General features: G+C 35.5%; 26 protein-coding genes and 7 pseudogenes. 31 read left to right on the forward strand and 2 right to left on the reverse strand.

The genetic code is table 11. The features are described 5' to 3' along the window. Positions 1–14: 14 nt before the first annotated feature. The 15 genes and pseudogenes from C820_RS12775 to C820_RS12845 all read left to right on the forward strand — a co-directional run bounded on the left by C820_RS12775 (position 15) and on the right by C820_RS12845 (position 9,896). On the forward strand, positions 15–1,658 hold the full coding sequence (locus tag C820_RS12775; protein ID WP_004033175.1) for a recombinase family protein: 1,644 nt from the start codon (positions 15–17) through the stop codon (positions 1,656–1,658). Positions 1,659–1,715: 57 nt separating this feature from the next. Further along, complete coding sequence (locus tag C820_RS12780) at positions 1,716–1,952, forward strand: hypothetical protein (protein ID WP_051057727.1); 237 nt, start codon at positions 1,716–1,718, stop codon at positions 1,950–1,952. A gap of 186 nt (positions 1,953–2,138) precedes the next feature. Then, entirely contained in the window at positions 2,139–2,516 is a 378-nt protein-coding gene (locus C820_RS12785; protein WP_004033173.1) for a replication initiator protein A, read from the forward strand. A gap of 258 nt (positions 2,517–2,774) precedes the next feature. After that, positions 2,775–3,194: an RNA polymerase sigma factor gene (locus C820_RS12790; protein ID WP_004033171.1), complete on the forward strand. Its 420-nt coding sequence runs from the start codon at positions 2,775–2,777 to the stop codon at positions 3,192–3,194. Continuing rightward, positions 3,187–3,429 carry a helix-turn-helix domain-containing protein gene (locus tag C820_RS12795; RefSeq protein WP_004033170.1) on the forward strand — a complete coding sequence of 81 codons (243 nt, stop codon included), beginning with the start codon at positions 3,187–3,189 and terminating at the stop codon, positions 3,427–3,429. Before C820_RS12790 ends, C820_RS12795 begins: the two co-directional genes overlap by 8 nt. A gap of 126 nt (positions 3,430–3,555) precedes the next feature. Next, complete coding sequence (locus C820_RS12800) at positions 3,556–3,975, forward strand: SRPBCC family protein (RefSeq protein ID WP_004033169.1); 420 nt, start codon at positions 3,556–3,558, stop codon at positions 3,973–3,975. Further along, a complete protein-coding gene (locus C820_RS12805; RefSeq protein WP_004033168.1) occupies positions 3,965–4,351 on the forward strand; it encodes a GNAT family N-acetyltransferase in 387 nt (128 codons plus the stop codon). Before C820_RS12800 ends, C820_RS12805 begins: the two co-directional genes overlap by 11 nt. Positions 4,352–4,359: 8 nt before the next feature. Further along, on the forward strand, positions 4,360–5,124 hold the full coding sequence (locus tag C820_RS12810; RefSeq protein WP_004033167.1) for an alpha/beta fold hydrolase: 765 nt from the start codon (positions 4,360–4,362) through the stop codon (positions 5,122–5,124). 161 nt (positions 5,125–5,285) lie between these two features. Continuing rightward, positions 5,286–5,489, forward strand: a pseudogene (locus C820_RS12815) (DUF3847 domain-containing protein); the annotation flags it as partial. 218 nt (positions 5,490–5,707) lie between these two features. Continuing rightward, entirely contained in the window at positions 5,708–7,213 is a 1,506-nt protein-coding gene (mobQ, locus tag C820_RS12820; protein WP_004033166.1) for a MobQ family relaxase, read from the forward strand. Positions 7,214–7,260: 47 nt separating this feature from the next. Further along, positions 7,261–7,671 (forward strand): ester cyclase, encoded by a 411-nt coding sequence (locus C820_RS12825; RefSeq protein ID WP_004033165.1) that lies wholly within the window; start codon positions 7,261–7,263, stop codon positions 7,669–7,671. A 231-nt stretch (positions 7,672–7,902) separates the two neighbouring features. Then, a complete protein-coding gene (locus tag C820_RS12830) occupies positions 7,903–8,082 on the forward strand; it encodes a transposon-encoded TnpW family protein (protein ID WP_035295403.1) in 180 nt (59 codons plus the stop codon). Positions 8,083–8,110: 28 nt separating this feature from the next. Further along, positions 8,111–9,352, forward strand: a pseudogene (locus C820_RS12835) (VirD4-like conjugal transfer protein, CD1115 family); the annotation flags it as partial. A gap of 99 nt (positions 9,353–9,451) precedes the next feature. After that, a pseudogene (locus tag C820_RS12840) lies at positions 9,452–9,583 on the forward strand (Maff2 family mobile element protein); the annotation flags it as partial. Positions 9,584–9,683: 100 nt separating this feature from the next. Continuing rightward, on the forward strand, positions 9,684–9,896 hold the full coding sequence (locus tag C820_RS12845; protein ID WP_035295401.1) for a helix-turn-helix domain-containing protein: 213 nt from the start codon (positions 9,684–9,686) through the stop codon (positions 9,894–9,896). 64 nt (positions 9,897–9,960) lie between these two features. On the opposite strand, the gene C820_RS12850 is transcribed toward C820_RS12845, so the two are convergent. Next, on the reverse strand, positions 9,961–10,782 hold the full coding sequence (locus tag C820_RS12850) for a helix-turn-helix domain-containing protein (protein ID WP_004033159.1): 822 nt from the start codon (positions 10,780–10,782) through the stop codon (positions 9,961–9,963). A 2-nt stretch (positions 10,783–10,784) separates the two neighbouring features. On the opposite strand from C820_RS12850, the pseudogene C820_RS14665 reads away from it, so the two are divergent. The 16 genes and pseudogenes from C820_RS14665 to C820_RS12915 all read left to right on the forward strand — a co-directional run. Next, positions 10,785–11,024 (forward strand): annotated as a pseudogene (locus tag C820_RS14665) (M23 family metallopeptidase); the annotation flags it as partial. Positions 11,025–11,108: 84 nt separating this feature from the next. Then, positions 11,109–11,513: pseudogene (locus tag C820_RS14670) on the forward strand (C40 family peptidase); the annotation flags it as partial. A gap of 299 nt (positions 11,514–11,812) precedes the next feature. Further along, positions 11,813–12,241, forward strand: a complete 429-nt coding sequence (locus C820_RS12860) for a hypothetical protein (protein ID WP_004033152.1) — start codon at positions 11,813–11,815, stop codon at positions 12,239–12,241. 112 nt (positions 12,242–12,353) lie between these two features. Then, positions 12,354–12,605 carry a DUF4315 family protein gene (locus tag C820_RS12865; protein ID WP_004033151.1) on the forward strand — a complete coding sequence of 84 codons (252 nt, stop codon included), beginning with the start codon at positions 12,354–12,356 and terminating at the stop codon, positions 12,603–12,605. Further along, a complete protein-coding gene (locus C820_RS12870) occupies positions 12,592–13,377 on the forward strand; it encodes a DUF4366 domain-containing protein (RefSeq protein WP_004033150.1) in 786 nt (261 codons plus the stop codon). The genes C820_RS12865 and C820_RS12870 overlap by 14 nt, the downstream gene beginning before the upstream one ends. Positions 13,378–13,431: 54 nt before the next feature. Next, positions 13,432–14,322 (forward strand): DNA topoisomerase, encoded by an 891-nt coding sequence (locus C820_RS12875; RefSeq protein ID WP_004033145.1) that lies wholly within the window; start codon positions 13,432–13,434, stop codon positions 14,320–14,322. Positions 14,323–14,651: 329 nt separating this feature from the next. Next, complete coding sequence (locus C820_RS12880; RefSeq protein WP_004033142.1) at positions 14,652–15,278, forward strand: hypothetical protein; 627 nt, start codon at positions 14,652–14,654, stop codon at positions 15,276–15,278. Positions 15,279–15,454: 176 nt separating this feature from the next. After that, complete coding sequence (locus tag C820_RS12885; protein WP_004033139.1) at positions 15,455–15,673, forward strand: hypothetical protein; 219 nt, start codon at positions 15,455–15,457, stop codon at positions 15,671–15,673. A 634-nt stretch (positions 15,674–16,307) separates the two neighbouring features. Beyond that, a complete protein-coding gene (locus C820_RS12890) occupies positions 16,308–16,664 on the forward strand; it encodes a TnpV protein (RefSeq protein ID WP_083863562.1) in 357 nt (118 codons plus the stop codon). A 467-nt stretch (positions 16,665–17,131) separates the two neighbouring features. Continuing rightward, positions 17,132–17,656: pseudogene (locus tag C820_RS14675) on the forward strand (MutS N-terminal domain-containing protein); the annotation flags it as partial. Positions 17,657–17,983: 327 nt separating this feature from the next. Further along, positions 17,984–21,391 (forward strand): annotated as a pseudogene (locus tag C820_RS12895) (helicase-like domain-containing protein); the annotation flags it as partial. A 598-nt stretch (positions 21,392–21,989) separates the two neighbouring features. Continuing rightward, positions 21,990–22,184: a hypothetical protein gene (locus C820_RS12900; RefSeq protein ID WP_035296328.1), complete on the forward strand. Its 195-nt coding sequence runs from the start codon at positions 21,990–21,992 to the stop codon at positions 22,182–22,184. Between the two features lie 256 nt (positions 22,185–22,440). Further along, the gene (locus C820_RS12905) at positions 22,441–22,686 is read left to right on the forward strand and encodes a hypothetical protein (RefSeq protein WP_035296325.1); all 246 of its coding nucleotides are present in this window, start codon (positions 22,441–22,443) and stop codon (positions 22,684–22,686) included. Between the two features lie 109 nt (positions 22,687–22,795). Next, positions 22,796–22,987: a sigma factor-like helix-turn-helix DNA-binding protein gene (locus C820_RS14610; protein WP_502799884.1), complete on the forward strand. Its 192-nt coding sequence runs from the start codon at positions 22,796–22,798 to the stop codon at positions 22,985–22,987. Between the two features lie 79 nt (positions 22,988–23,066). Further along, entirely contained in the window at positions 23,067–23,471 is a 405-nt protein-coding gene (locus C820_RS12910) for a hypothetical protein (protein ID WP_004037003.1), read from the forward strand. A 214-nt stretch (positions 23,472–23,685) separates the two neighbouring features. Next, positions 23,686–24,816 carry a hypothetical protein gene (locus C820_RS12915; protein ID WP_004037001.1) on the forward strand — a complete coding sequence of 377 codons (1,131 nt, stop codon included), beginning with the start codon at positions 23,686–23,688 and terminating at the stop codon, positions 24,814–24,816. Positions 24,817–24,861: 45 nt separating this feature from the next. Here the strand turns inward: C820_RS12915 and C820_RS12920 are convergent, their stop codons facing one another. Next, complete coding sequence (locus tag C820_RS12920; protein WP_004036999.1) at positions 24,862–25,932, reverse strand: hypothetical protein; 1,071 nt, start codon at positions 25,930–25,932, stop codon at positions 24,862–24,864. Positions 25,933–25,966 lie beyond the last annotated feature (34 nt).

A 25,966-nucleotide genomic window follows, 5' to 3' on the forward strand; every position in this document is an offset into this window, starting at 1 on the left:
GTGAGGTGCAGAGCATGAGGACAGCAACACAGACTATGAAATTCACAGCCTTGTACGAGCGTTTGAGCCGAGATGATGAACTCATAGGCGAGAGCAACAGTATCAAAAATCAGAAACAGCTTCTTGAAAGCTACGCCCATAAAAACGGCTATTCCCCTATCCGGCACTTCACAGATGACGGAGTAAGCGGAACAACTTTCGAGCGTGAGGGCTTCCAAGCCATGATTGCAGAGGTTGAAGCCGGAAATGTGAGTGCAGTTATTGTAAAGGACATGAGCCGCTTTGGGCGTGATTATCTGAAAGTCGGTTTTTATACCGAAGTCATGTTCAAGGAAAAGGGTGTGCGGTTTATCGCTATCAACAACGGCATAGACAGCGCAAACCAACAGGACAGCGATTTTACCCCGTTCCTAAACATTATGAACGAATGGTACGCAAGGGACGCAAGCCGCAAGATACAGGCGGTTTTCAAATCCCGTATGCAGGACGGCAAGCGTGTTTCCCCAAGCGTTCCATACGGCTATTTGAGAAGCCCCGAAGATAAACAGAAGTTAATCATTGATGAAGAACCTGCCGCCGTTGTGCGCCGGATTTTTCAAATGGTAATCGAGGGGAAAGGCGTTACCGCCATAGCAGACATTCTAACCGCTGAAAAAGTGCTGATACCGTCAGCCTATGCGAAAACTCACTGTCCCGAAAATGACCACAGCAAGGGCTTTACAAATCCCTGCCTCTGGTCGCCTACCGCTGTTTCCTATATCCTTGAAAAACAGGAATACATGGGGCATACAGTATTGGGAAAGACAATCAGCGTCAGCTACAAGACTAAAAAACGGCGCAAGGCAGAGCCGGATGAACTGATGATTTTCAAGAATACCCACCCTGCCATTGTGGACGAAGAAACATGGCATTTAGCGCAGAAGCTACGGAAAACGGTCAGAAAACCAAGCTATGACAGACCGCCCCACCCCTTGACAGGGCTTGTCTATTGCGCCGATTGCGGCAGTAAAATGACGCACCGACAGCCAAGCCCCACCAAGAAAAAGAAATATGACGCAGACGATGCTTATATATGCGGCAGTTACCGACAGCGCACAAGGAACTGTACCATGCACTTTATCAAGACTTCCGTTTTGTGGGAACTGATTTTAACGGCAATACGGGAGGTCAGCGACTATGTGCGGCAGGACGAACAGGCTTTTATAGACAAGGTACAGCAGACCTCTACCGTACAAATGGCAGAAACGCAAAGGGAACAGAAACGGCGGCTTGCAGAAGCCACCGAGCGCAACGGGGAACTGAATACCCTAATCAAGAAGCTGTATGAGGGCAACGCCACAGGCAAGATACCCGACAAGCATTTTGAACGGCTGTTAGCCGAGTATGATACAGAGCAGACCGCACTGGAAACCGAGATTGAGGGCTTGCAGACGCAGATTGACAGCTTTAACGAGGACAGCACAAAAGCCGATAAATTTATAGCCGTTGTGCGGCGATATACGGATTTTACGGAACTTACCACCCCTATGCTGAATGAGTTTATAGAAAAGGTGGTAGTCCATGAAGCCACAGGCGGCAGGACAGACAGGAAACAGAAAATTGATGTGTATTTTAACTTTGTCGGGCAGGTGGAACTACCGCCGCCGGACAGGGCATGACAGGCAGGAAAGGCACTTCTTAGGGAGTGTCTTTTCTCTTGCCGGAAAGGAGCAGATATGAGATTAAGCCGTTATGAAAAAGAAACCATTATCCTTTTGAATGCCGCCGAGGACACCGCCAGTATTTACACCGCAGACCCCGTATGGAAACGGAAACTTGATAAACTGGTAGAGAAAAATCCACAGTGCTATCAGTGCATCAAGGCTGATGAAGTCAGCAAGACCTATTCCATGCCAAAGCGGTTTATCAGCCTGCGGTCAAAGGAAAAGACCGTCACGCTCACAGCGGAGTAGAAAGAACGGGCAAAACAGAGATTGCCGAGGACGGATAAATGAGGGCGTTTTGGGGGCGTTCTACGCTTCACAATCCCTATTCCAATAGGATTTTAAGAAGCTGTAAATATCATAAGGTATTAGGATATGCCTACCCATTGTTTTTGCCGTTTGCGCTGTTTGAGGTGAGAAAGGAGGATTGATTGCATGAGTTTTCCGTACTTCTACGGCAGAGCCGCTGAGCAGTACGCATTTTACCGCATACCGAAGCTGCTGTTTTCTGATGAACGCTTTGAATCCCTCTCCACAGATGCAAAGCTGTTGTATGGTATGCTGATAGACCGCATGGAGCTTTCCATGAAAAACGGCTGGACGGATAAGGACGGGCGTGTGTTTATCTACTTCACACTGGAGAACGCAAGGGAACGGCTGAAATGCGGCACTGAAAAGATTGTCAAGCTGTTTGCCGAGTTAGACAGCGAGAAAGGTATCGGGCTGATTGAGTGTGTCCGGCAAGGCTTAGGAAAACCGAATATTATCTATGTCAAGAACTTCATGGACGATACTTCCCTCTATGACTGGTAGGCGTGGGAGGGAAAGGGTTTGGGAAAGGAAAGGATAGGATTGATAGATAAGTCTATTATACTTGTATTGATATAATCAGTCTTATACACTTCGATAACCGAAACTCTTGAACTTCGATAATCGAAATTCAGGAACTACGGAAACCGAAAGTCTGGTGCAGGAACATGAAGCCAATAAAAAAAGCGGTCAAGTGCCGTTCGCCACCTCTCCTGTCTGCTTTGCGTAACTATCACACAAAAAGACAGGAGGAAAACCAAAATGAATGAAAACATAGAAATCTTACAACGCCAGTTTGACGTATATTGTACGAAAGTCTTGAAATACGCTTCTATCAGCTACTACCACGCCAACCGCCGCCGCATGGAGCATGAAATGTCCTTTTCTTCCCTACTGGAAAAGGATTTAGCCGAGGTCAGCACCACCGACGAGTACCCAAGCATGGTTTATCATTTCCAAGTGAGGGAATGGCTTGTAGAAGTGCAGAGCGAGCCGTTAGGACACGCCATAGAACGGCTTACCCCGTACAGACGTGAAAGCATCTTGCTGTATTTTTTCTTAGGCTTCAAGAACAAGGAGATTGCCGCCTTGCATAACTGTAACGCCGGAAAAATCAGCTATCACAAAATGAGGGCTGTCCGGCAGATACAGAAAGAATTGGAGGTGTGCCGCCATGAGTGAAAGATACAAAGACCGCTATCTGCTCGTTGAGGTAATCATAGCCGCCACACAGGGAGAAGCCGCCGCTATTCAGACGGTATTGAAAATCTATGAAAGCTATATCCGCAACAAATGTATCAAGACGGTTTATGACGAAAGGGGGCTTGTGTATTACGGGATAGACACAGATAAAAAAGACTTCATGGAACGCCGCTTAATTCATGCTGTTGTGGAGAATTTCAAGATAGACAGATAAGGCGGCAGTACAGACAGGGGCAGTCAGAAAAAAGCTGATTGCCCTTGTTGAATAGGGATAGGAAACACAAGCGAGGTATGGTAAAATAAAGACATCAAAAACGGAGTTTGTGCGGAGGTGTTAAAAATGGCAACTTCAAATATTAAAGCCAGTATTCCTTGTGATATTCATAGCGTATGGAAAGTTGTTACAGAGGTTGAAAATTACACATGGCGTAGTGATTTGAGTAAAACAGAAGTCATAAGCGACAATCAGTTTATCGAATATACCAAAGAGGGCTATCCGACCACCTTTACAATTACTATTACAGAACCATATAAGCGTTGGGAATTTGACATGGAAAACAGCAACATGAAAGGACACTGGGTTGGTATTTTTATTTCCAAAGATAATGAAACGGAGATTGATTTTACAGAGTATGTAACAGCGAAAAAATTCTTTATGAAACCTTTTGTCAAATCCTATCTAAAAAAACAACAAGCGCAATTTGTCACTGATTTGAAAAAAGTAATATTATGCTTAATGGAGGAACAAAATGGAATATAAAGTAAATGATATAAAACTTGTTGCTTCAACTTTCATTCCCTTTGTCAACCAAATATGGAAAGGCGACTATGATATAGAGCGCACACAAGCCGCATTATCTAAAACGCTGAATATTACAGCGTATGATAATAAAATACTTGTAGGGTGTTTGCGTATTCTTACAGACGGATATTTTTTTGGAACAATTACAGAATTACTTGTTCTTCCAGAGTATCAAAAACAAGGCGTAGGCAGTAAACTTCTTGAACTTACAAAGGAGAACACCCCAACCATGTTGTATTTTGGCGCACAGCCGGGTGTAGAAGCATTTTACGAAAAAAACGGCTGTCAAAAAAGTTTGCAATCATACATGATAAATAAAACAAAAGAAAGGTAGGTACGAGTATGTCATATTTCAAATATCAAGATAAAGCCATTTTTTATGAAGAATACGGACAAGGCGAGCCGATTATCTTCTTACATGGCAATACAGCTTCTTCTAAAATGTCTGAATTTCTTATGCCGCTATATGCAGAAAATTTCAGATGTATTTTGATTGACTTTTTAGGAAACGGGCAGTCAGACCGAGTAGATAACTTTTCGCCGGATATGTGGCATGATGAAGCCTTACAGACGATTGCTCTTACTGAATATTTACAATGCGGAAAAGTCAGCCTTATCGGTACAAGTGGCGGCGCATGGGCGGCGGTCAATGCGGCACTGGAACGCCCCGACTTGTTTCATGCAGTCATAGCAGACAGCTTTGACGGGCGCACTCTTAATGAAAATTTTACCGCAAACCTTTTAGTTGAAAGAAAAGCGGCGAAAGAAGATACACAATCAAGGGAATTTTACGAATTGTGTCAAGGTGCAGACTGGGAAAAGGTGGTTGATCTTGATACAGAAGCATTATTGAAGTGTGCGGAGGAAAAGCGTCCACTATTCCATAAGCCGTTGGAGGAATTAAAAATACCTATCTTATTCATGGGAAGTAGAGAAGATGAAAGTTGCCGAAACAACATAGAGGAAGAATATATAGAAATGGCTTCTATGCTTTCTCAATCTTCCGTATATCTTTTCCAAAACGGAGGACACCCCTCTCTCTTTTCCAATGCGGAAGAAGCTGCAACGCTGATAAAAAATTTCATAAGCCAACACATAACTGAATAACCGCTACCCTTACAGTAGCACCACCGAGCAGGAAATCCCGAAACGGACTTCCTGCTTTTCTTATGCCCGAAATCAGAAAGGAGATTTTAACCATGACAGACATTGAAGAAAAGATTGCAAAAGCCGAGGAAGAAATCCGGCAGTTATAGAACAGAAAGCGGAAACTTCTCAACCAGAAAAAAGACGCAGAACGCAAGGCAAGGACACACCGCCTTATTGAGCGTGGGGCGATACTGGAAAGCCTGTTGGAGAAGCCGGAACGGTACAGCAACGAGCAGATAAAGGACTTGTTGGAGATTGCTTTTCAGACCGCACAGGCACAGGAGCATTTACGGGAAATCTGGGAAGAAAACGGGGAGAATTAAATCTCCCTTGCTTGACAAGGGCGCACTTATACACCCTTACGGGTGTGTGCGCTCTGCCGAGGGCTTTTATCAGCGTTCCGCTGATACAGGGGAGCTACTCTCCCCTACGGGAATTTCATTCCCTACCCCTTGTGTACTTCACGCCAGACGATACCCTGCTTCGCAGTCTGTCATCTGCCATGAAGTCTGAATATGCCGCCCGAAAGGAGGTTGACAGCGTGGCGATATATCATTGCAGTATTAAGATAATCAGCAGAGGGAAAGGCAAATCAGCCGTTGCCGCCGCCGCTTACCGAAGCGGAGAAACCCTCACAAACCACTATGACGGCGTTACCCATGACTTTACGAGGAAAGGCGGTATTGTGCATACGGAAATCCTCTTGCCGCCCCATGCGCCGCCGGAGTTTGTAGACCGTTCTACCCTATGGAACAGCGTGGAGAAAATCGAGAAAGCCAAGAACTCACAGCTTGCAATGGAGATTGAGATTGCTCTGCCCGCAGAACTTGACAGGCAACAGCAGATACAGCTTGTTCAGGAGTATGTGAAAGAAAATTTTGTGTCGGTTGGAATGTGCGCCGACTTTGCCATTCACGATAAAGGGGACGGAAACCCTCACGCCCACATCATGCTTACCATGCGCCCGTTGGAGCAGTCCGGCGAGTGGGGAGCAAAGTCAAAAAAGGAATATCTTTTAAACAAGGACGGTCAGCGTATCAAGCTGAAAAACGGCACATTTAAGAGCCGCAAGGTTGATACGGTTGACTGGAACAGCCAAGAGAAAGCCGAGGTATGGCGGCAGGCGTGGGCGGATATTGCAAACCGCTATCTTGCCGCACAGGACAGACCGGAACGCATAGACCACCGTTCCTATAAGCGACAAGGCATAGAGCAGATACCAACCGTCCACATGGGCGTTTCCGCCACCCAAATGGAGCGCAGAGGGATTGTAACTGATAAGGGCAACCAGAACAGAGAAATACGGGAACAAAACCGTCTGCTAAAGGAAGTCAAACGCCGGATTGCCGCCCTCACAGCATGGATAAAAGAAAAGACTACACAGGCACAGGAAAATCAATCGGTCAATCCATTCCCTTCCGTTCCTATCCCTTCCGAGCGTCCAGAACAGCCGCCCACCCTTTTAGAATTGCTTAACAGAGCCTATGCAGAAGCCGCCGCACCGCAGAGCCGGTACGGGAAAATCCAAGACTTGAAGCTGTACGCAAAGGCGTTTAATTTCTTGCAGAGCAGAAACATCACTACCCTTGTGCAGTTGCAGGAAGTTGTATCGGAGATGAAAAAGCGATACTGGAATACAAACGGGGAAATCAAGCAGACAGAAAAGCTACTCCATGAGCGTAAAGAACTGATAGACCAAGCCGAGAAATATCTGGAACACCGCCCTACCTACAAAGCCTATATGCAGACCAAGCCTAAGAAGCAGGACGCATTTTTTGAGAGCCACCGAGCCGCATTGACTTTGTATCAAAGTGTCGAGCGTTATCTCAAAGAGCATTTAGGGAAAGACAATGTGCTGAAGCTAAAAGCATGGAAATCCGAGGTTGCCAACCTTACCCAAAAGAAAAGTAGCTTGTATAGCGATTTGCAGACCTTGAAAGCGGAGGTGCAGGAAGCCGAAGCCGTCAAGAAATGCGTGGAACAGGCGGTACAGCCAGAGCAGACCAGAGAAAAGGCGCAGAGCAAACGGCGGGATATGGAATTGTAATCGTGCCGGATAAGTGGTATAATAGCGACAAAATGGAGGTGGGTTGAATGAATAACGCCGAACTTGTAAAAGCCTTTTATGAGGTTATTGTTTCAGAAAACAGGCTTGATGAGTTAGACCGCTATATATCAGATGATTGCGTACAGAAAGTGGGAGAAAAAGAAATCCATATAGGAATAGTCGGTATGAGAAAACATCTTGTTGCCCTAAAAGAAACTTATCCCGATTATGCAATGAAAATTATCCGTCAGTATTCAGACGGAGATTATGTTATTTCAGAGTTTATTATGCGTGGAACTCATAAAGGCGAATTTATAGGTATAAAACCGACAAATAAAGTTTTAGAAATAACAGGCGTTGACATTGATAAAGTGATAGATGGAAAAATCGTGGAACATGGAGGAGCGGCAAATACTTTTGAAACATTCATTGAACATCATTTAGTCAAGCCAGTATAACGGAACTATGTTACGCAGTAGGCGGCTTAAAACGCCTATTCTACAAGGCTTTTTAAGCGTCAAAATCACAAAGACGGTATTTTATACCTTTGCCCTCAAAAATGGACTTCTATTGTGTAACACAGCCATTGAAAATTGAATAATCGCTACCCTCACAGTAGCACTACCGAGCAGGAAATCTTGAAACGGACTTCCTGCTTTTTCTTTTGCCAAAATCAGAAAGGAGAGCCTATGCAGGAAATCACACAGACAGCCACTAAGACCACCGACGCCCCGAAACCGCAGACCGTCAAGCGGAAAATCGGCAAGACCACCTATGAATTATCGCTCCATTTCAGCCAGACAAGCACAGAGCGCATGAGCGATAAAGTCATGCGGTTACTGGAAAACGACCTATCCGCAAAGAAATGAAGAAAACTTTTCTCTATGTCCTTGACAAACAGACCGAAAAGGTACAGTAGTAATAGAGTGTGGTAAAATGTTAGAAGAAAACGGATACAAAATAAAAATATTAAACACTATTGATTTTAAACAATCTATGAAATATAACCCTTTTCAATATATTCGCTGTGAAAATGATATATTAAAATTAGTGAATTGTATTATGGAAAACACCAAAGGGGAGGATACCAAAGGCAGTGAGGATTTTTGGCAGAAGGCTGAAGCATTATATTATCAAGCGTTGATTGCTTACATATGGTATGAAGCACCAGAAGAAGAAAAAAACATGACAACACTTTTAGAAATGTTAAATGCGTCAGAAGTAAGAGAAGATGACGAAAACTTTCAAAATGCTGTAGATATGTTATTTTTAGCATTAGAACAGAAAAATCCTCACCATTTTGCAGTAAGACAATACAAAAAATATAAACTTGCAGCAGGAAAAACAGCAAAATCAATATTGATTTCATGCGGTGCTAGACTTTCTTGTTTTGATATGGAAGAAGTTAGAAATTTAATGACAACAGATGAATTGGAAATTGATAAATTAGGAGAAGAAAAAACAGCACTGTTTGTTATTGTTTCTGATACAGATGTCACATTCAATTTTATAGCAGCTATGATGTACACACAAATGTTTAATACATTATGTGATAAAGCAATAGAGCATGGTGGTGCATTGCCTATTCATGTAACTTGTTTGTTGGACGAGTTCGCAAACCAAAAAATCCCTAACTTTCAACATCTAATATCTGTGATAAGAAGTAGAGAAATTTCAGCACATATTATTGTGCAGACACAAAGCCAGCTCAAAGCAATTTACAAAGACCATGCTGAAACTATTATAGGAAACTGTTCTTGTGTACTGTTTTTAGGAGGAAAAGAAAGAAGTACATTAAAAGAAATTTCTGAAACACTAGGAAAAGAAACCATTGATATATGCAATGAAAGTGAAACAAGGAGCAATCAAAAAAGCTATGGTTTAAACTATCAAAAATTAGGAAAAGAATTGATGACTACAGATGAACTTGCAGTCATGGACGGCGGAAAATGTATTTTACAAGTACAAGGTGTTCGCCCTTTCTTTTCCAATAAATATGATATTACAAAACACCCACAGTATAAAAAACTGTCTGACTATGACGAAAAAAATAAATTTTATGTACAAAAGTATCTCAAACATCAGTTAAAAGTAAAATCAGATGATGTATTTGAAGTGTATGAAACAAATATCGTGTAGTATAGAAAAGACTACTGTCAAATGACAGTGGTCTTTTTATATATACAAAACTTTTTAATATGTGATGGTCGCATAAGCGACAGAAAGCGAGGTTATTTTATGGAATTTTTTACACAGGCAATCGAAACATTGAAAGCATTAGTAATGGCGTTAGGTGCAGGGCTTGGTGTATGGGGAATTATTAACTTACTGGAAGGATATAGAAATAATAACGCTGGAGCAAAGTCACAGTCAAGATTTGATTGATAAAAGACAATATCTCTGATAGAATGGATAAAACAAATACAGAAAACAGGCAGGAAAGGCACCTGCCGGATAACGGAGGACTGCTATGCGGAAAGTCAGTTATTTACCTCTGTGGCATTTGCTATTAGAAAGGGGAATGACCAAGAGCCAGATGCGCATCGAAGCAGGGCTTACCACAAATGTGCTTGCCAACATGAACAAGGGGCAGCATATTTCGCTGGAATCGCTCATACGGATATGCGATGCGCCGGATTGTGAACTGAAGGACGTAGTAGAATTGGTCAAGGCAGAGGAATAATGCCTTGCAGTTTTGGAAACAAGGAATTGCGGATAATATGCAGTTCCTTTTGTTTTGCAGAAATTCAGTCCTTCGTGCGTTTTTTCCTTGCACTGTTCCTGCGTTTCTTTGCGTCAGGCTCTAGGATTTCAGACTGTCCGACCATATCCGCCATATCGTCAATATTCTTTTCAGTCGGCTTGACTTTCAAAAACTGGCTGAATATGTATGCAAGCCTTTGTTTTGAAGTACCCGCAAATTTTTCCGCTTTTTCAAGAATTTCTTCCCAATGTTCGGTCAGGGTTTTGGACGGGGCGGAGTCAATATCGCCTTTATGGGCATTTCTAATGTCTTTGATAATGGTGTGCATATCATCATCAATTACATGGGAAAAATACTCATTCAGTTCAATATGCTGTGCGTTCAGAGTATTTAATTGCAGGTTATACTCATCGGGATTGTGGCGTTTTAGCAACGATTTTCTGCTTGTATCCACTACAAAATTAAGTGATTTGACCTGCATATCCGCAAGACCGTCAACATATATCTCTAAGTCAAGCATGAGTTTTCTGAACTGCTCATGGGTAATAAGCTCTGAAAGGAGCAGCGTGTTAATTTTCCGGTCTTTGAGAAGCGACAGGGCGGCATCGCTCAGATGCAGGTCGGATATGGAAATATTGTCAAGTTGTCTGTTTTCGGTCAGACCAATCAGATAGTCCGCTGATACTTCATAGAATTTTGCCAAGTCAGCGATGTTCCTATGGGGTATCTCTTTATAATCATCAGATTCATAAGAGCCAAGCGTGGAAGCTGGGATTTTCGTCTGCTGTGATAGCTGTTCTAAGGTCAGTCCCTTTTCCACACGCAGGTCTTTCAGGCGTTCCTGTATGCTTATTTGCGTTTTCATAGATAAATCTCTCCTTTACGAAAACAGAATACCACACAAAGCAAGATGGTGTAATTTCAGAAATTAGTAGTGATAGTATATTAGGAAATTATATTGTGATGGAAGATAGTAAGGCATATCAAAGTAAATACGCTGGCTGGGCAATGTGTAATGTTTCTGTAGGGCAAGAAGTAAAAAAAGGAGAAGAAATTGCTTTTACAAGTGATAAAACTTTTCATTTAGAAGTCACTCATAATGGGCAATACCTAAATCCTATGTATTTTGTAGAGAATGGCGATGATGGCAAAGGTACATTACCTGGAACAGAAGGCGGTATTGTGATACCAGAATATTCAGGAAGTGCTATGGGAGATGGTAGTTTTGGAGCATTGATAACAGAAGCAGAAAAATATCTTGGTTATCCTTATGTTTGGGGAGGAAGTAATCCCAATACTTCATTTGATTGTAGTGGTTTTATATGTTGGGTATATACACAATCGGGAGTTCACAACTTACCACGAACAACCGCACAAGGTATTTATAATCAATGTACCCCTGTTTCTACAGAAAATGCACAACCTGGTGATTTCATATTTTTTACTGGTACATATGATAGTGTAAACCCAGTAAGCCATATTGGCATTTATGTAGGTAACGGACAAATGTTGCACGCCGGAGATCCGATTTCCTATGCAAATATCAACAGTAATTATTGGCAAAAACATCTATATGGTTTTGGTAGACTTTTATGATAAGCAGAGATAAAAAAATGAAAAAGATAGCTACACTTGTTTAATTTATACTTTCACCACTTACATAACATACAGAGCTAATAAATCAGAAAAGTGATAGTTAATATAAAAAATGTTATTTATAAAAAATACTAGAAAGGAATTTAAGTGAATTTTATTGAAATTGTATATGTACTTATGATAAAATAATAATATTTAATAATTAAATAAATGTATTATTTCATTACAAGTGATGTGTGATTATCTTATAATTATCTTATAAAAACTTTTAACTAAAAAGGAGAAAGGAGAACTTTTTTATGGTCAAAAATACTCTAAACAAGAAGTCGGAAAAGAAAAATTTAAAACTTCATCAACTAGATATATATAAAGATATTGTCCAAACAGGAATGAATAATTTGTCTAATTATGATATGCAAATTATTGATGACAATGCAGAGTATCTAGAAAAGTTATATAAAGCAAATCAGCCTGCATATGACATACTTTTTGAAAATATGAAAAATGCTGATTCACCAGAAGAAAGAGCAGACATTCGTAAAACAATAATTGAAATACAAAGAAATAGTTGTTCAAAAGATACAGAAAATAAAGAATTTTATAGTAAATGTCAAGAAAGCCATACAGATAATATTTTTCAAATATTTAAATGTGTTTCTTATGTACTAACAGTAGTGGTAAGAGAAGCACTGATTTATAAATTACTTAGCAAAAAGGGATATATATAAACTAAATACTTTTTATTTTAAGTAGCGATTATATAAATAGATAATCAGCTACTTTTTTATTTTCAAAAACTATAAATACAACACAAAAAGAATTTTTAGGAGGAAAAATACTATGATGAAATCAGAAAAAATTGCAAAAAATATTGAAAAATTAAAAGAAAAAATGCTCGAATTACAAATACAGCTTGAAGATTTAGAAAAGCAAAAAACACAAGCTGAAAATGATGAAATTGTACAAACAGTCAGAAGTATAAAAGTACAACCAGAAGAATTAAAATATGTTTTGAAGGCAATTCAAGACATGAATGTAAAGGCAATCATTGAGAAAATGAAAAAGGAGGTCATTAGCGATGAAAAAGAATAGCATAAAATATTTTACGGCAATGTTTTTGTGTATTTTTATAATGCTTTTACCTATACAGGCGATTGCTATGGTACAGACACAAACAACCAGTTCTGCATCCGCAAGCATGGACAGCGAAAACAAGCCAGATACCACTCCCAGAGGATTTACACCCAAAGGAAATGCGACTGTAGTAGATGATGTTAAAACAGAAAATGAAAAAGAGTTTTTTACAATATCTACTCCCAATGAAAATATATTTTATTTGATTGTAGACAGAGCAAGAGAAAGTGAAAATGTTTATTTTTTAAATGAGGTTACAGAACAAGATTTGTTTTCACTGACAAGTGCAGAAAAGCCAAAAGAAACAGCTATTCCAGAACAAAAAGAGCCTGTTTGTACCTGCACTCAAAAATGTGTTGCAGGTATGGTAAATGTGCAATGTGAATTGTGTAGTGTGAATTTAAAAAAATGTGTTGGAACAACAACAGATACAGAGGAAACGCAAGAAACTGAAACAAAAAGAGGAGAAATTCCTACAGAAAAAGGAACACTTATTTTTTCAATCATAGGCATTGTAATTGCTATCGTTGTTGGTTATTATTTCAAAGTTTACAGACCAAAACAAGAATATATTGATGACGATGATGAAGAAGCAGAAGAAAAAATTGTCAATGAGGACGAACAGGAAAACAAAGAAGAAATTTTTGTAAATGAAGATGATATTGCAGAAGAAAAAAATAAAACTTCTGATGTGGAATATTATGATGATGTTCCAGATGGATACATATAATATGAAACAACCTCAAGTAACAGTTTGAAGGCTGTTTTTATAAGGAGGGATAGTATGAGATTGATTATTGCAGAAAAACCAAGTGTTGCAGAAAGTATTGCAAAAGTGTTAGGCATTACAAGCAAAAAAAATGGTTATATCATAGCAAAGGATTACATTGTATCATGGTGTGTAGGACATTTGGTGTCGCTTGCGTCAGCAGATACCTACCATACAAAATACTCAAAATGGAATTATCAAAATTTACCTATCATTCCACAAGAGTGGCAATATACTGTAAATGTTAGTACAAAAAAACAGTTTGAAATATTAAAAGAGCTGATAGCAAAAAAAGAAGTCACAGAATTGATTTGTGCTACAGACGCAGGAAGGGAAGGAGAGTTGATATTCCGCCTAGTATATCAAAAATGCAACTGTAAAAAGCCTGTCAAAAGACTTTGGATTTCATCACTAGAGGACAGTGCCATAGTAAAAGGTATGGCAGAATTAGAAAATAGTCAAAAATATGATAGTTTATATGACGCTGCATTGTGCAGAGCAAAAGCCGACTGGTTAATTGGCATTAACGCAAGTCGACTTTTTTCATGTCTTTATCACAAAACTTTAAATGTTGGCAGAGTCATGACCCCTACTCTCGCCTTTTTAACAGAAAGAGAAAAAGAAATCAGTAGCTTTCAAAAACAAAAATTTTATCAAGTAGAAATTGACTGCGTTGATTTTTGTGCCATCAGCGAAAAAATAGAAAGTAAAACAGACGCTGAAAAATTAAAACAAAAATGTTTGGGAAAAACTGCTGTTGTTCAGAGTGTAGAACAAAAACAAAAAATAGAAAAACCACCAAAATTATATGATTTAACCACATTGCAGAGAGAGGCAAACAAAATTTATGGTTATACGACACAACAAACACTGGAATATTTACAATCACTGTATGAAAAAAAATAGCGACATACCCTCGTACTAATATCAACTACATCATAATAAGACAAAAACGACAAAAATATCTTTATATATTGGTAAAATTTGTAATAATTTCACCAATTGACACACTTTTTCAAAAATATTATAATTAATAAAAAAATAATGACAATGAGGATAGAAGAGAAAGTTTTAAAGTTTTTAATTTTTATTAAAGTAGAAGTGATTTTATGATAGTAAAAAAATTTATGTCAATTGCTTTAGTTTTGACTATTTGTATATCAACTCCATTTGTTTGACAGTTTTTTAATAGATAACAAAACGAAACATTATTCCTATGGTGCAAAGTTTTAATTATGTTACATATAAAAAAGATTATCAAAAATCCGAGTTGGATTATATTATTTATATTTATATTTTCAATTTTTAATTCTCATATATTTGTGAAAAAACTTGGTTTTATAAAACAAAATCAATTTATAAAAGAAGAAAAATTTGAATTGCAATATCAATATTCTTCTACTACTAATAAACAGGGTCACCATTTAATAGATATAGCATTTTATGATGATATTAAATTAAATGATATTTTATTAGCAATAGACTATGATAATTGGTTATTAGAAGATGTTTCTTTTTTGTATACTTACAATATAAATGAAAGGAAATATACTAAAGTAATCAATTCTGATTCAAATTTAGTAATGTTTAATATAAAATCTGCTATTGGAGGAATTGCTATTCGGCAACCTTTTCCTAAGGAATCAACAAAAAGACATTTTATAATACAATATAATATTGAAGATGGTGATAGAGATTCTTATGGAGAAGGTTATATTGCAATCGGAAAAGGAATATACAGATGTAATATTATGAAAGGAATTGAAAAAGGAATTAATAGTATATATAGAAGTAATTATTTTACAAAATTAGAAGCTTTTCATTTTGTAATTATTAATGAATCTAAAACAATTACTACATAAATAATGACAATAAATCTTTTTTAAATAATTTTAAGTTTCAAATTATTTAAAACAAAAAAGAATATGAAAAATGAGAAAAAAATAAAAACAATAAGCGAATGAAATTACTACAGTTATGATTGAAGTAATTCATTCGCTTTTTTTGTTGTACATAAAATCAAGAAAGGAGCATGACTATGTGGGAAAAATTCAACAAAACCAAAAAAATGATAGAACTGTCGCAAGAAACAAGCGATATGATAACAAGTAATGTTGAAAATTGGAAAAGCTATTTAAACACAGCAAGTCAATTTTATAAATACTCTTTTGACGACCAGATTATGATACACGCTCAAAGACCAGATTGCACTGCTTGTGCTGTCATACCAATATGGAACAAAAAAATGTTAAGATAGGTAAAATCTGGTTCAAAAGGCATTGCACTCATTCGAGAAAAAAACCAAAAACCTTATTTAACTTACGTTTTTGCATTAGAAGATACGATAACCACTAAAATCAGTAAAACACCTTATTTATGGAAAATGGAACAAAGACATTATGAAAATGTACTTGCTATGTTGGAACAATATGAAGGTAATACAGAACAAAAAGACATAGCAAAAAAGCTCATGGAAATAGCAGTTTCTATGGTAGACACGCATAACAGCCAATATTTTAAAAATATGTTACTGAATTTAGAAGATACCTATTTAGGAGAATTAGACCAACAGCAAGCACAAAATATTTTTAGAGAGGTTTGTATAGCAAGTATGCAGTATATATTACTACATAGATGTGGTATTGATACAAGCAAATATATTTCTGATAAAGATTTGCAAAATATTATGATGTTTACCACACCTGAAATGTTGCACCATTTGGGAACGGCTGTGAATGAAATTTCAAATGATGTATTAAGAAATATAGAAAAAACAGTCAAAACAGTTGAAAAATCTATTGCAATATCTCAAAAAAAAGAATATAATCAATATAAAGAACAATTTAACACTTTAAAGCGTGAAACTGAAATAAAAGAAGGGAGTTTTGAAAATGGCAGAACTGAATTATATCAAAGTGGGAGATTACCTCATACCAGATTTGGAGATGGACAACGAGGAGGACGACAGGGAACTGGGCAAATACGGCTTGATGAGGGGAGAATATCTCAAAAAGACAAACAGGGGCAAATACAACTCCATGCTTCTAATGGACAAACTTTGGAATTACCTTCTGGAAGTAGACGAAACAGCACAACAGTACGAGGACAATCTGATAGAAGAAATGATGAAAACAGAGGGCGTAACAGAGAAATTGAAAGCCGAAAATCAAATGGAATGGGTACAGAAAATGAACAACATTCGTCAGAGAGCGGAGGAAATCGTCAGACAGGAAATGATATACATTTAGAACAATCTAAAAATGGAAAGGAACAAAGAGGAAGCCAAAAACTTCCTCAATTTATACACAGTTATCCCAAAGAAATTGTATTAGGCTGTTTAGAACAGAGTGTGTTTTTAAAAAAGGATTGGCAAGAAATTGTAGAATACTTTCAATACCATACAGAAGAAAGTGAAAGAACGGAATTTATTAAGACAGTATACAAAAATGAAACATTACAAACAGACATCAATAGTGTGCAAATTGGTTTTGAATATCATCAAAATGGGCTATTCTATTGGAGTGAAAACAAAAACAATAAAATTTCTCAATCTCTTTTGCCATGGGATTTTATACAAAAGGCAGTTTCACTCATATTAAAATATCAAATAAAAAATCGTGATATTACTAACATAGAACAGCAAACAAAAAATATAGAAAAAGCAGAACAACAACAAAGTTCTGCTTTTTTTGTTGCAGAAAAAAATGTAGAACAAATGACTCTTGATATACTATCATCGCAAGAGTATCAAATATCCACTGAAGAAACAGAGCAATTGCAAGCATTGTATATACAGCAGCAGGAAGAAAAAAACGAGCCTTTACAACAGTCTAATACAGAAGAAAACAATAAAAATAATAATGATATTTTAGAGCCACAACAACAAGTATATGAAATATCTACTGAAGAAACAGAGCAACCGCAAACATTGTATGTACAACACCAACAGGAAAATAATGAGCCTTTACAACAACATGACATAAAGCAATCTAATGAAGAAAATAACGAAAGCAACACCATTTTACAACCACAACAATCACAAATACATAAAATACCCATTGAAGAAACAGAGCAATCACAAACGTTGTATATACAACCTCTACAGCAAAAATCAGAACAGTTATTACAATATGATGACTTAAAACAAAAATATACTGATTATTTCATTGGTGTGGATATAGAAGGATTTTATCAATTTTATGGAAAAGATGCTGAAAGTATTGCTGAACAGTTAGATAGAGAAACCATTCAAAATATAGAAGAAAGTATTGCTTTAAAAACACCTTTATCATTAGACGAAGTAAAAATAGTATTACAAAAACAAAAAATACTTTTGACAGATAAAAAAGAATATATTCCTTTGATAAATGAAATTGAAATAGATAATCAATTATTCAAATGGGATAGCATTGATTTTAAAAGCGGAACAATTAGTTTGCTTGATACACAAGTAAAAGGCTGGTTTCCTCTATTCAGAAATGAGAAAATTTCTTTTGTTAGAGAACAAATAGAAAACCAATTTAAAAAAGTTGAAGAAAAACAAACTGTTAATAATATAGGAACACAACAAAAACAAAAAACAGAAAATATAAATTTTCATATTACTGATGATTTTAGCATTTCAGGAGGCAAAAAAACAAAATATCAGCAAAATGTAGCAGCAATTCATTTATTGAAAGAATTAGAAACAGAAAATAAACTTGCAAATACAGAACAACAACAAATTCTCTCTAAGTATGTTGGCTGGGGAGGACTTGTTGAAGCATTTGACAGTCAAAATGGAAAATGGGCAAAAGAATATGCAGAATTAAAAGAGTTACTTTCACCAGAAGAATATAAACTAGCAAAAGCAAGTACATTAAATGCCCATTATACCAATACTGTTGTAATAAAAGCAATGTATCAAGCCATTGAAAATATGGATTTACCATTCAAAAATGTGTTAGAGCCTTCTTGTGGTATTGGTAACTTTTTTGGGCTTGCTCCTCAAAGTTTGAAAGATGTTTCTATGTATGGTGTAGAGTTGGACAGTATAACAGGCAGAATTGCAAAACAACTTTATCAAAAGGCAAATATTACAATAAATGGTTTTGAAAAAACAAATTTTGAAGATAACTTTTTTGATATAGCAATAGGTAATGTACCTTTTGGCAGTTATAAAGTCATGGATAAAAAGTATGATAAACACAACTTTTTGATACATGACTATTTTTTTGCCAAAACATTAGATAAGGTAAAAACAGGTGGTATTATTGCATTTATCACAAGTAAAGGAACATTAGACAAAGAAAATGATAGTGTACGAAAGTATTTATCAGAAAGAGCAGATTTGTTAGGGGCAATTAGATTGCCTAACAATGCTTTTTTTGAAAATGCAGGTACAGAAGTGACAACAGACATATTATTTTTGCAAAAAAGAGAAACACCGCTAGAAAAACAACCAAGTTGGGTACAGATAGGAACATTGGAAAATGGTATTACAGTAAACAATTATTTTGTAGAAAATCCACATATGATATTGGGGCAAATGGTTTATTGGAATAATATGTATGGCAATGAAAAAGAAACTGCTTGTATTCCTATTGATGGTGCAATATTAGAACAACAATTAAAACAAGCAATGACACATATTTCTTTGCCTAACAAAACATTATTTCAAACAGTTGAAATAGAAGAATTAGAAGAAGAAATTGAAACATTACCTGCTGATGAAAGTGTTAGAAATTTTAGTTATACAATCGTGGAAGGAAAAGAAGATATTTTTTTCAGAGAAAATCACTTGATGTATGCTGTTCCATTAAAAGATACTGAAAAAGAAAGAGTAAAAGGGCTTTTAGAAATCAGAGATAGTACAAGAAAATTGATTGACTTGCAATTAAATGGAGAAAATGAGCAAGAAATTCAATCAGAACAACAGCATTTAAACCATATTTACGATATTTTTTATAAAAAATATGGTGTTATCAATGGCAAGGTAAATAAAAAATTATTTCAAAAAGACTCCTCTTATCCCCTACTCTGTTCTTTGGAAATCATTGACGAATATGGAAAACTGGAAAGAAAAGCAGATATGTTTACCAAAAGAACTATACAAAAATATGAGCCAATTACTCATGTAGATACTGCCATAGACGCACTTGCAGTATCTATATCAGAAAAGGCTTGTATAGATATTGGTTTCATGGCGAGTTTGATGGGTGGAAGTGAAAAAATAGAACAAGTAATAAACGATTTAAAGGGAATTATATTTAAAACACCTCAAAGTGGTACAATATCAGAAAATAAATATGTTGGCTGGCAAACAGCAGATGAATATTTGTCTGGCAATGTCAGAAGGAAATTAAAGCAGGCACAAAAAATGGCTGAATTATATCCCGAATTTGAAAGCAATGTGACAGCATTGGAAAAAGTACAACCAAAAGATTTAGAAGTGTCAGAAATTGAAGTGCGTATTGCTACATCATGGATAGAGCCAGAATATTATAAACAGTTCTTATTTGAATTGCTTGAAACACCCATGTACAAAACGTTTGATATTGATGTAATGTATTCCAGTGTTACAAATACGTGGAATATCAAAGGAAAAAGCGTAGATTCTAACAATACTCATGCTACTGTAACATATGGTACAACTAGAATAAGTGCCTATACCATATTTGAAAAAACACTCAATCAACAAGACATTAAAATATATGACACAATAAGAGAGAATGATGGAGAGAAAAAAGTATTAAATACCAAAGAAACTACCATTGCCCAACAAAAACAGGAAGCAATGGAGCAGGCATTTCAAGAATGGATATGGAATGACCCTGAAAGACGAAGAACACTTTGCGAAAAATATAATAGAATATTCAATTCTACTGTACCACGAGAATATGATGGCAGTCATATTACTTTTGTAGGAATGAACCCTGAAATTACATTGCAGCCACACCAAAAAAATGGTGTGGCTCGTGTACTTTATGGACAAAATACACTACTCGCCTACTGTGTAGGAGCAGGGAAAACGTACACGATGGCAGCGGCAGCAATGGAAAGCAAAAGATTGGGGCTTTGTCAAAAAAGTATGTTTGTTGTACCTAATCATTTAACAGAACAATGGGGCAGAGAATTTTTACAACTCTATACAGGTGCAAATATATTAGTTGCAACAAAAAAAGATTTTGAACCGCTCAACAGAAAAAAGTTTTGTTCTCGTATTGCTACCGGAGAATATGACGCTGTTATTATAGGACATACACAGTTTGAAAAAATTCCTCTATCAAAACAAAGGCAAAAGCAAAATATACAACAGCAATTAGACGATATAGAAAACGGTATAAAAGAATTAACAGCTGAAAGAGCAGAACGCTTTCAAATAAAACAGTTAGAAAAAACCAAAAAAAATTTAGAAGCAAAATTAGAAAAATTAAATGATGATACTAAAAAAGATGATGTGATTACATTTGAAGAATTGGGCATTGACAGGTTATTTGTTGATGAAAGTCATAACTATAAGAACCTTTTTTTATATACAAAAATGAGAAATGTAGCAGGAATTTCTCAAACAGAGGCACAAAAATCAAGTGATATGTATGCGAAATGTCACTATTTAGATGAAATAACAGAAGGCAAAGGCATTACATTTGCAACAGGAACGCCTATATCGAATTCCATAACGGAATTATACACTATGATGAAATATTTGCAATATGATATGTTAGAACAGAATAACATGACATTTTTTGATTGCTGGGCAGCAGACTTTGGAGAAAAAGTAACTGCACTGGAAATTGCTCCAGAAGGAACGGGATTTCGTTTCAAAACCCGTTTTGCAAGATTTTATAACCTTCCTGAATTGATGAATTTGTGGAAAGAAGCGACAGACATACAAACAGCGGATATGCTAAAACTTCCTGTTCCAGAAGTGGAATATATTACAGTGCAGACAGAGCCAAGTCAAATACAAAAAGATAAGGATTATACCCTTTCTACTATAAAAGAACCGCAAAAAAAAGGCAAACAATATACAGAATGGAAAGCAAAAAAAGAAAGATGGAAAAGGTGCAGCTTATGAACAATGGGCAAAAATATTTAATGTAAAACAGGCAGCAAATACCGTAAATTTTTTAACAGAAAACAATATAAATTATCAGACATTAGAGCAACAAGTACAGAATAGTACAGAGCAATTTAATGAAATATCTGACCAATTAAAGCAAAAGGAAAAACAGATAAAAAAGGTTTTAGAGTTAAAGACGAACATCATTTATTACGCTAGAACCATTGATATTTATAAGCAATATCAGAAAGCAAAAGACAAACAAAATTTTCAAAAAGAACATAGTGAGGACATCATAAAGCACGAAAAAGCAAAAGCATTTTTTGAAAAAACCAATCAAAAAAAGCTGCCAAAAGTAAAGGAATTACAGCAACAATATCAAAATTTATTAGCAGAAAAACAACAGCTTTATCAACAATATACAATAGCAAAAAAGGAAATGCTGGAGTATCAAACAGCAAAGCAAAACATGGATAAACTGCTTCAAACCAAACAAAAAAGCTCAGAAAAAGACCAAGAAATATAAAAAATGGGAAAACAATTTGATGTTGTTTTCCCTCTTTTTTTATTTGCGTTTTTTGTTTTTAGCCACGCCGAAGGCGTTTTGCAAATTTCAAAAAAATTTGCATTTGGGGTTTGGGGGAACACCAACAAGCAAGGAAAGGGATATCCCTTTCCCCTGCTTGCAATCATTGCAGAAATGATTTTATATACCAATTTTTAATATTTCCATAGTTTTTCTAATAGATTACTTAGCTTAAAAAGTGATTAGAAAAATTTTAGTTATATTCTTAAAAAATAGATTTTATTAAGTTCAATAAATCAACTACTTTTATTTCTTAATAAGATACAAAAAAATTCAAAAATATAAATTTTTTTCAAAATTTAGTTGCTAAAATAACGCCACATTCATCTTTACCAGTTAAAGAAAAAATTCCTAGCAGAAATGGACTGGTGAGATGAATATGTAAGTAAAAAGTTTGTACAATTGTATTGTAAAAGCGAAAAATAATGATAAAGAAAGTATGCTTGCATTGTGCCAAAAATTTGAACTATTGCTAAAAAAGTATAGTTGGCTTTTATCTTATGAAGATGCTTACAACGATTTAATGGAAACATTTTTACATATTATCATAAAAATTCCTATAGAGAAAAAACAGTTTTATGAAGATAAATACACTTTATCTTATATCAAAAATTCTATTTACCATGAATTATACAGTTAAACAAAAAACTGGAAGAATATGAAAATAAAATTTGTTTTTTAAAAGAGGAAACCGCATTTGATAATATTTTAATCGATGAAAGTTTCAATGATTCTGTAAAAGATATATTATTTTTTATAGATATAAAACAGTACTTAACAAAAAAGAATGGATATTATTAAAATTAAAAATAGTAAATGGATTTTCGGATGGAGAAATTGCCGCAATGTTGGGTGTATCAAGACAAGCTGTAAATAAACAGATAAACAAAATCAAGAAAAAACTAAAAACAATCTCAGATTTTAAAGAAAAAAGCTATTAATTTGAGGAGGTGATGAAAACATTTTTTATATAATTTTTTAGAAAAAAGTTGCAAATAAAGAAACAGGAGGTGAAGCAAAATGACAACGAATGAAACGGAACTACTTAACAACATGATTCAAAAAACAGATAGTATATTGATTATTTTCTTTATATTAATGATGATGGCTTGTATCTTAGTGTTGATACCATTTTATAAAATCGTATCTAAAAATAAAGCAGATAAGGAAGAAACAGAAGCTGCAAGACTGGATAAATATATGCAGAGAGAATCTGAATTGCTAGAAGTCATTACAAAAAATACAGAAGTAATTTCAGAGTTAAAAGCACTTTTTGAAGCAACTATACATAATTTTTCAGCGTCAAATGATAAATTAAATGAGCGCTTTACTGCTGTTGATGATAAAGTAGACAAAGTAGTTACACAAGTAAATGTTTTGGATACTAAAGTTGACCAGTTAAGAAAAAAAGATTTAGAAAAATAAAAATTTAAGTTTACAAATTTGTCCTTTTTTCTTCTTTCTAGTATATAACCGGTTACAAAACAGAGAAATTATTTTGATACTTAAAATTTTAAATCAAAAAATTTTTAAAAAATTTAAAATTTAGGTTTACAAAATCAATTTTTATTTCTCTTTATATAGCGTAACCGGTTATAAAAAGAAATTTTTAAAAGAAGAAAAAGAAAGGATGATTAAAATGGCTTTTCAATTTTTAACAGGAGAAGCAAATCTTGGAACAGTGAACCTTCCGAGTGGAAGTAACAGCAGAATTGCTATGAAATTTTCTATGGACACAGACAATCGTTGGATTTATTGCAATTATCCCGAGTACATCACTTCAGACAGTATGTTTGGAGATAGTGATAAAGGTAATGTATGGATAAATCAAAAAACTGTATCTGCAGGAGATATACAAGTATTTTATTCTCATTATAATGACTATAAAAAAGTAGATAATATTCACTATGGCATTCAAATTTTTAATCCCAATTCTAGCTCTGTTAAAATTACACCTTCAAATTGTGGGCATGCTAGTGGAGAGTGGAAAGATGTAAATGCAGGTTCATGGGCGAGATTTTTTAATGGAGCAAGTGATTGCGGCACAACAACAACTAAAACAGTAGCACCCAATGGTTCATTTTGGATTTTAGATAAAGTGATTCCTAAAGGATGTGCTTTTAGTGGAAATTTAAGATTTCATACTTCTGGAACTGTGATTGTAACAGTATATGCTTTTTTAGACCGCTATAAAATATCTGGTGCTGGTTCTCAATACCGATATGATGGAACATCTGTACAATATTCTGGATATGGAGCAGGTTATTTTCTGACTGCTGCAGAAATCACACTGAAAGCAAGTGATGTTTTGAATAATGGAGGAAAATTTTTCCAGACTTGCTATTCTAAGTATCCGAAAAATGCAATGGAAGTAAATGGTAAAGCACAAAGTGATATGGTTCCTATTTACATTGCTGGTACAAATAAAATTGCAGGACCTAGTGAACCTACTCCAAGACATAATGTAGGTAATTGGTGTGTACAATATTATATTCCTTTAAGATTTAATAATGATACAAACAGAGATGCTGTATTTAAAGGATACATACAGCCTGGAGAGGGAAACGAAAAGGAAAATTTCTATATCTTGTCTTCTGGCTCCAATAATACAGTTTACCAAAGAGTTGGCAGCACTGGAGATAGAACATGGCATTGGACAAATTACACTGTTCCAGCTCACACTACTTCAGCTGTTCAGATATGTCAATTTATATTAGGAACAAACAGTACTAAACATGTAAATCATATTTGGAAAGTAGAAAACAAATAACAACCAAACCCCTTATGCTATAAAATAGCATAAGGGGTTTTCTATTTAAGGGATTACTACTTTGTCAATCAATTTTGTATCTTTTCCGTCAAACCAAATATGTCTATAAGTATAGCTAAATGGTATTCCAATAAATTCTGCAATATCCTTTTCCTCAATATAAATTTCTCCTCCATAAACAAAAACAGAAAATTCTTTTTCTGGACAATTACTTGATTTTAAAGTAACACTTCCTAGTATATATTGCTGTGGATGTACACAAAGAGGGTCTTTGTCTTCATAAGTATGTAGAGATTGCTTTGTTCCTTTTTCTAAAACAAGCATATTTCCTTCACGTCCTTTTACTGTTATATCTGCTATTTCTAAGAGTGGTCTTAAATTCATATATTTATTATGTCCATCAGCATCATAGCCAAAATAAAACATATTATTTCCTTCAAAATCAGAAAAATCAGAAATCATTTCATAATATTGATAAGCGTCTTTATTTCCTGTATAGTTTGATACATAAGGATACTGAATAGAAAGCAAATCTAATGGAAATATTCCAAAATCTGTTTGAATTTCTTTGCCACCCATCATTGCCTCTATTTCTACGATTCTTTCTTTTGGATGCCAAGCAAAGCGAAAACCATATGCGGAATAACCATTTGTTCTAAAAGGTCCATAAGATGCTTTGTTAGAGTTAATCTCAGAAATTGCAGATACTTCTATCACTGTTTTACCACCAATATTATAAATATGCTCTTTCTCAACAGATTCATCATTGATAGATATTTTTATATCTGTTTCATAAATATTTCCAATGATTTCTCCCGAAGAACCTTTTTTGAGTGATTTATATTCAGGAGCAACTTCAGGCATACAACTTGCATTCGCACTTAAGTGTCTTGATTCCTCATGCCATTCCACTTGAAAACCATACTTTTCTAAATCCTCCACTACAATTACTGTTTCTCCACCGATGTTATAAGAGGGTATTTTCATACCGTTGAGGTAGGTAACAATGTCTGTTGCATAGATATTCCCAATGACATCACCTACTGCAGCATGAGCAACCGTTCCTCCTAACAGAAAACAAAATAATAAAATCATACAGCCTACTAATTTTTTCATAAAACATTCCTCCTCTATTGATTATAAACTTCTT

The sequence above is a fragment of the Clostridium sp. MD294 genome, assembly GCF_000364165.2.
Lineage (GTDB): Bacteria > Bacillota > Clostridia > Lachnospirales > Anaerotignaceae > Coprocola.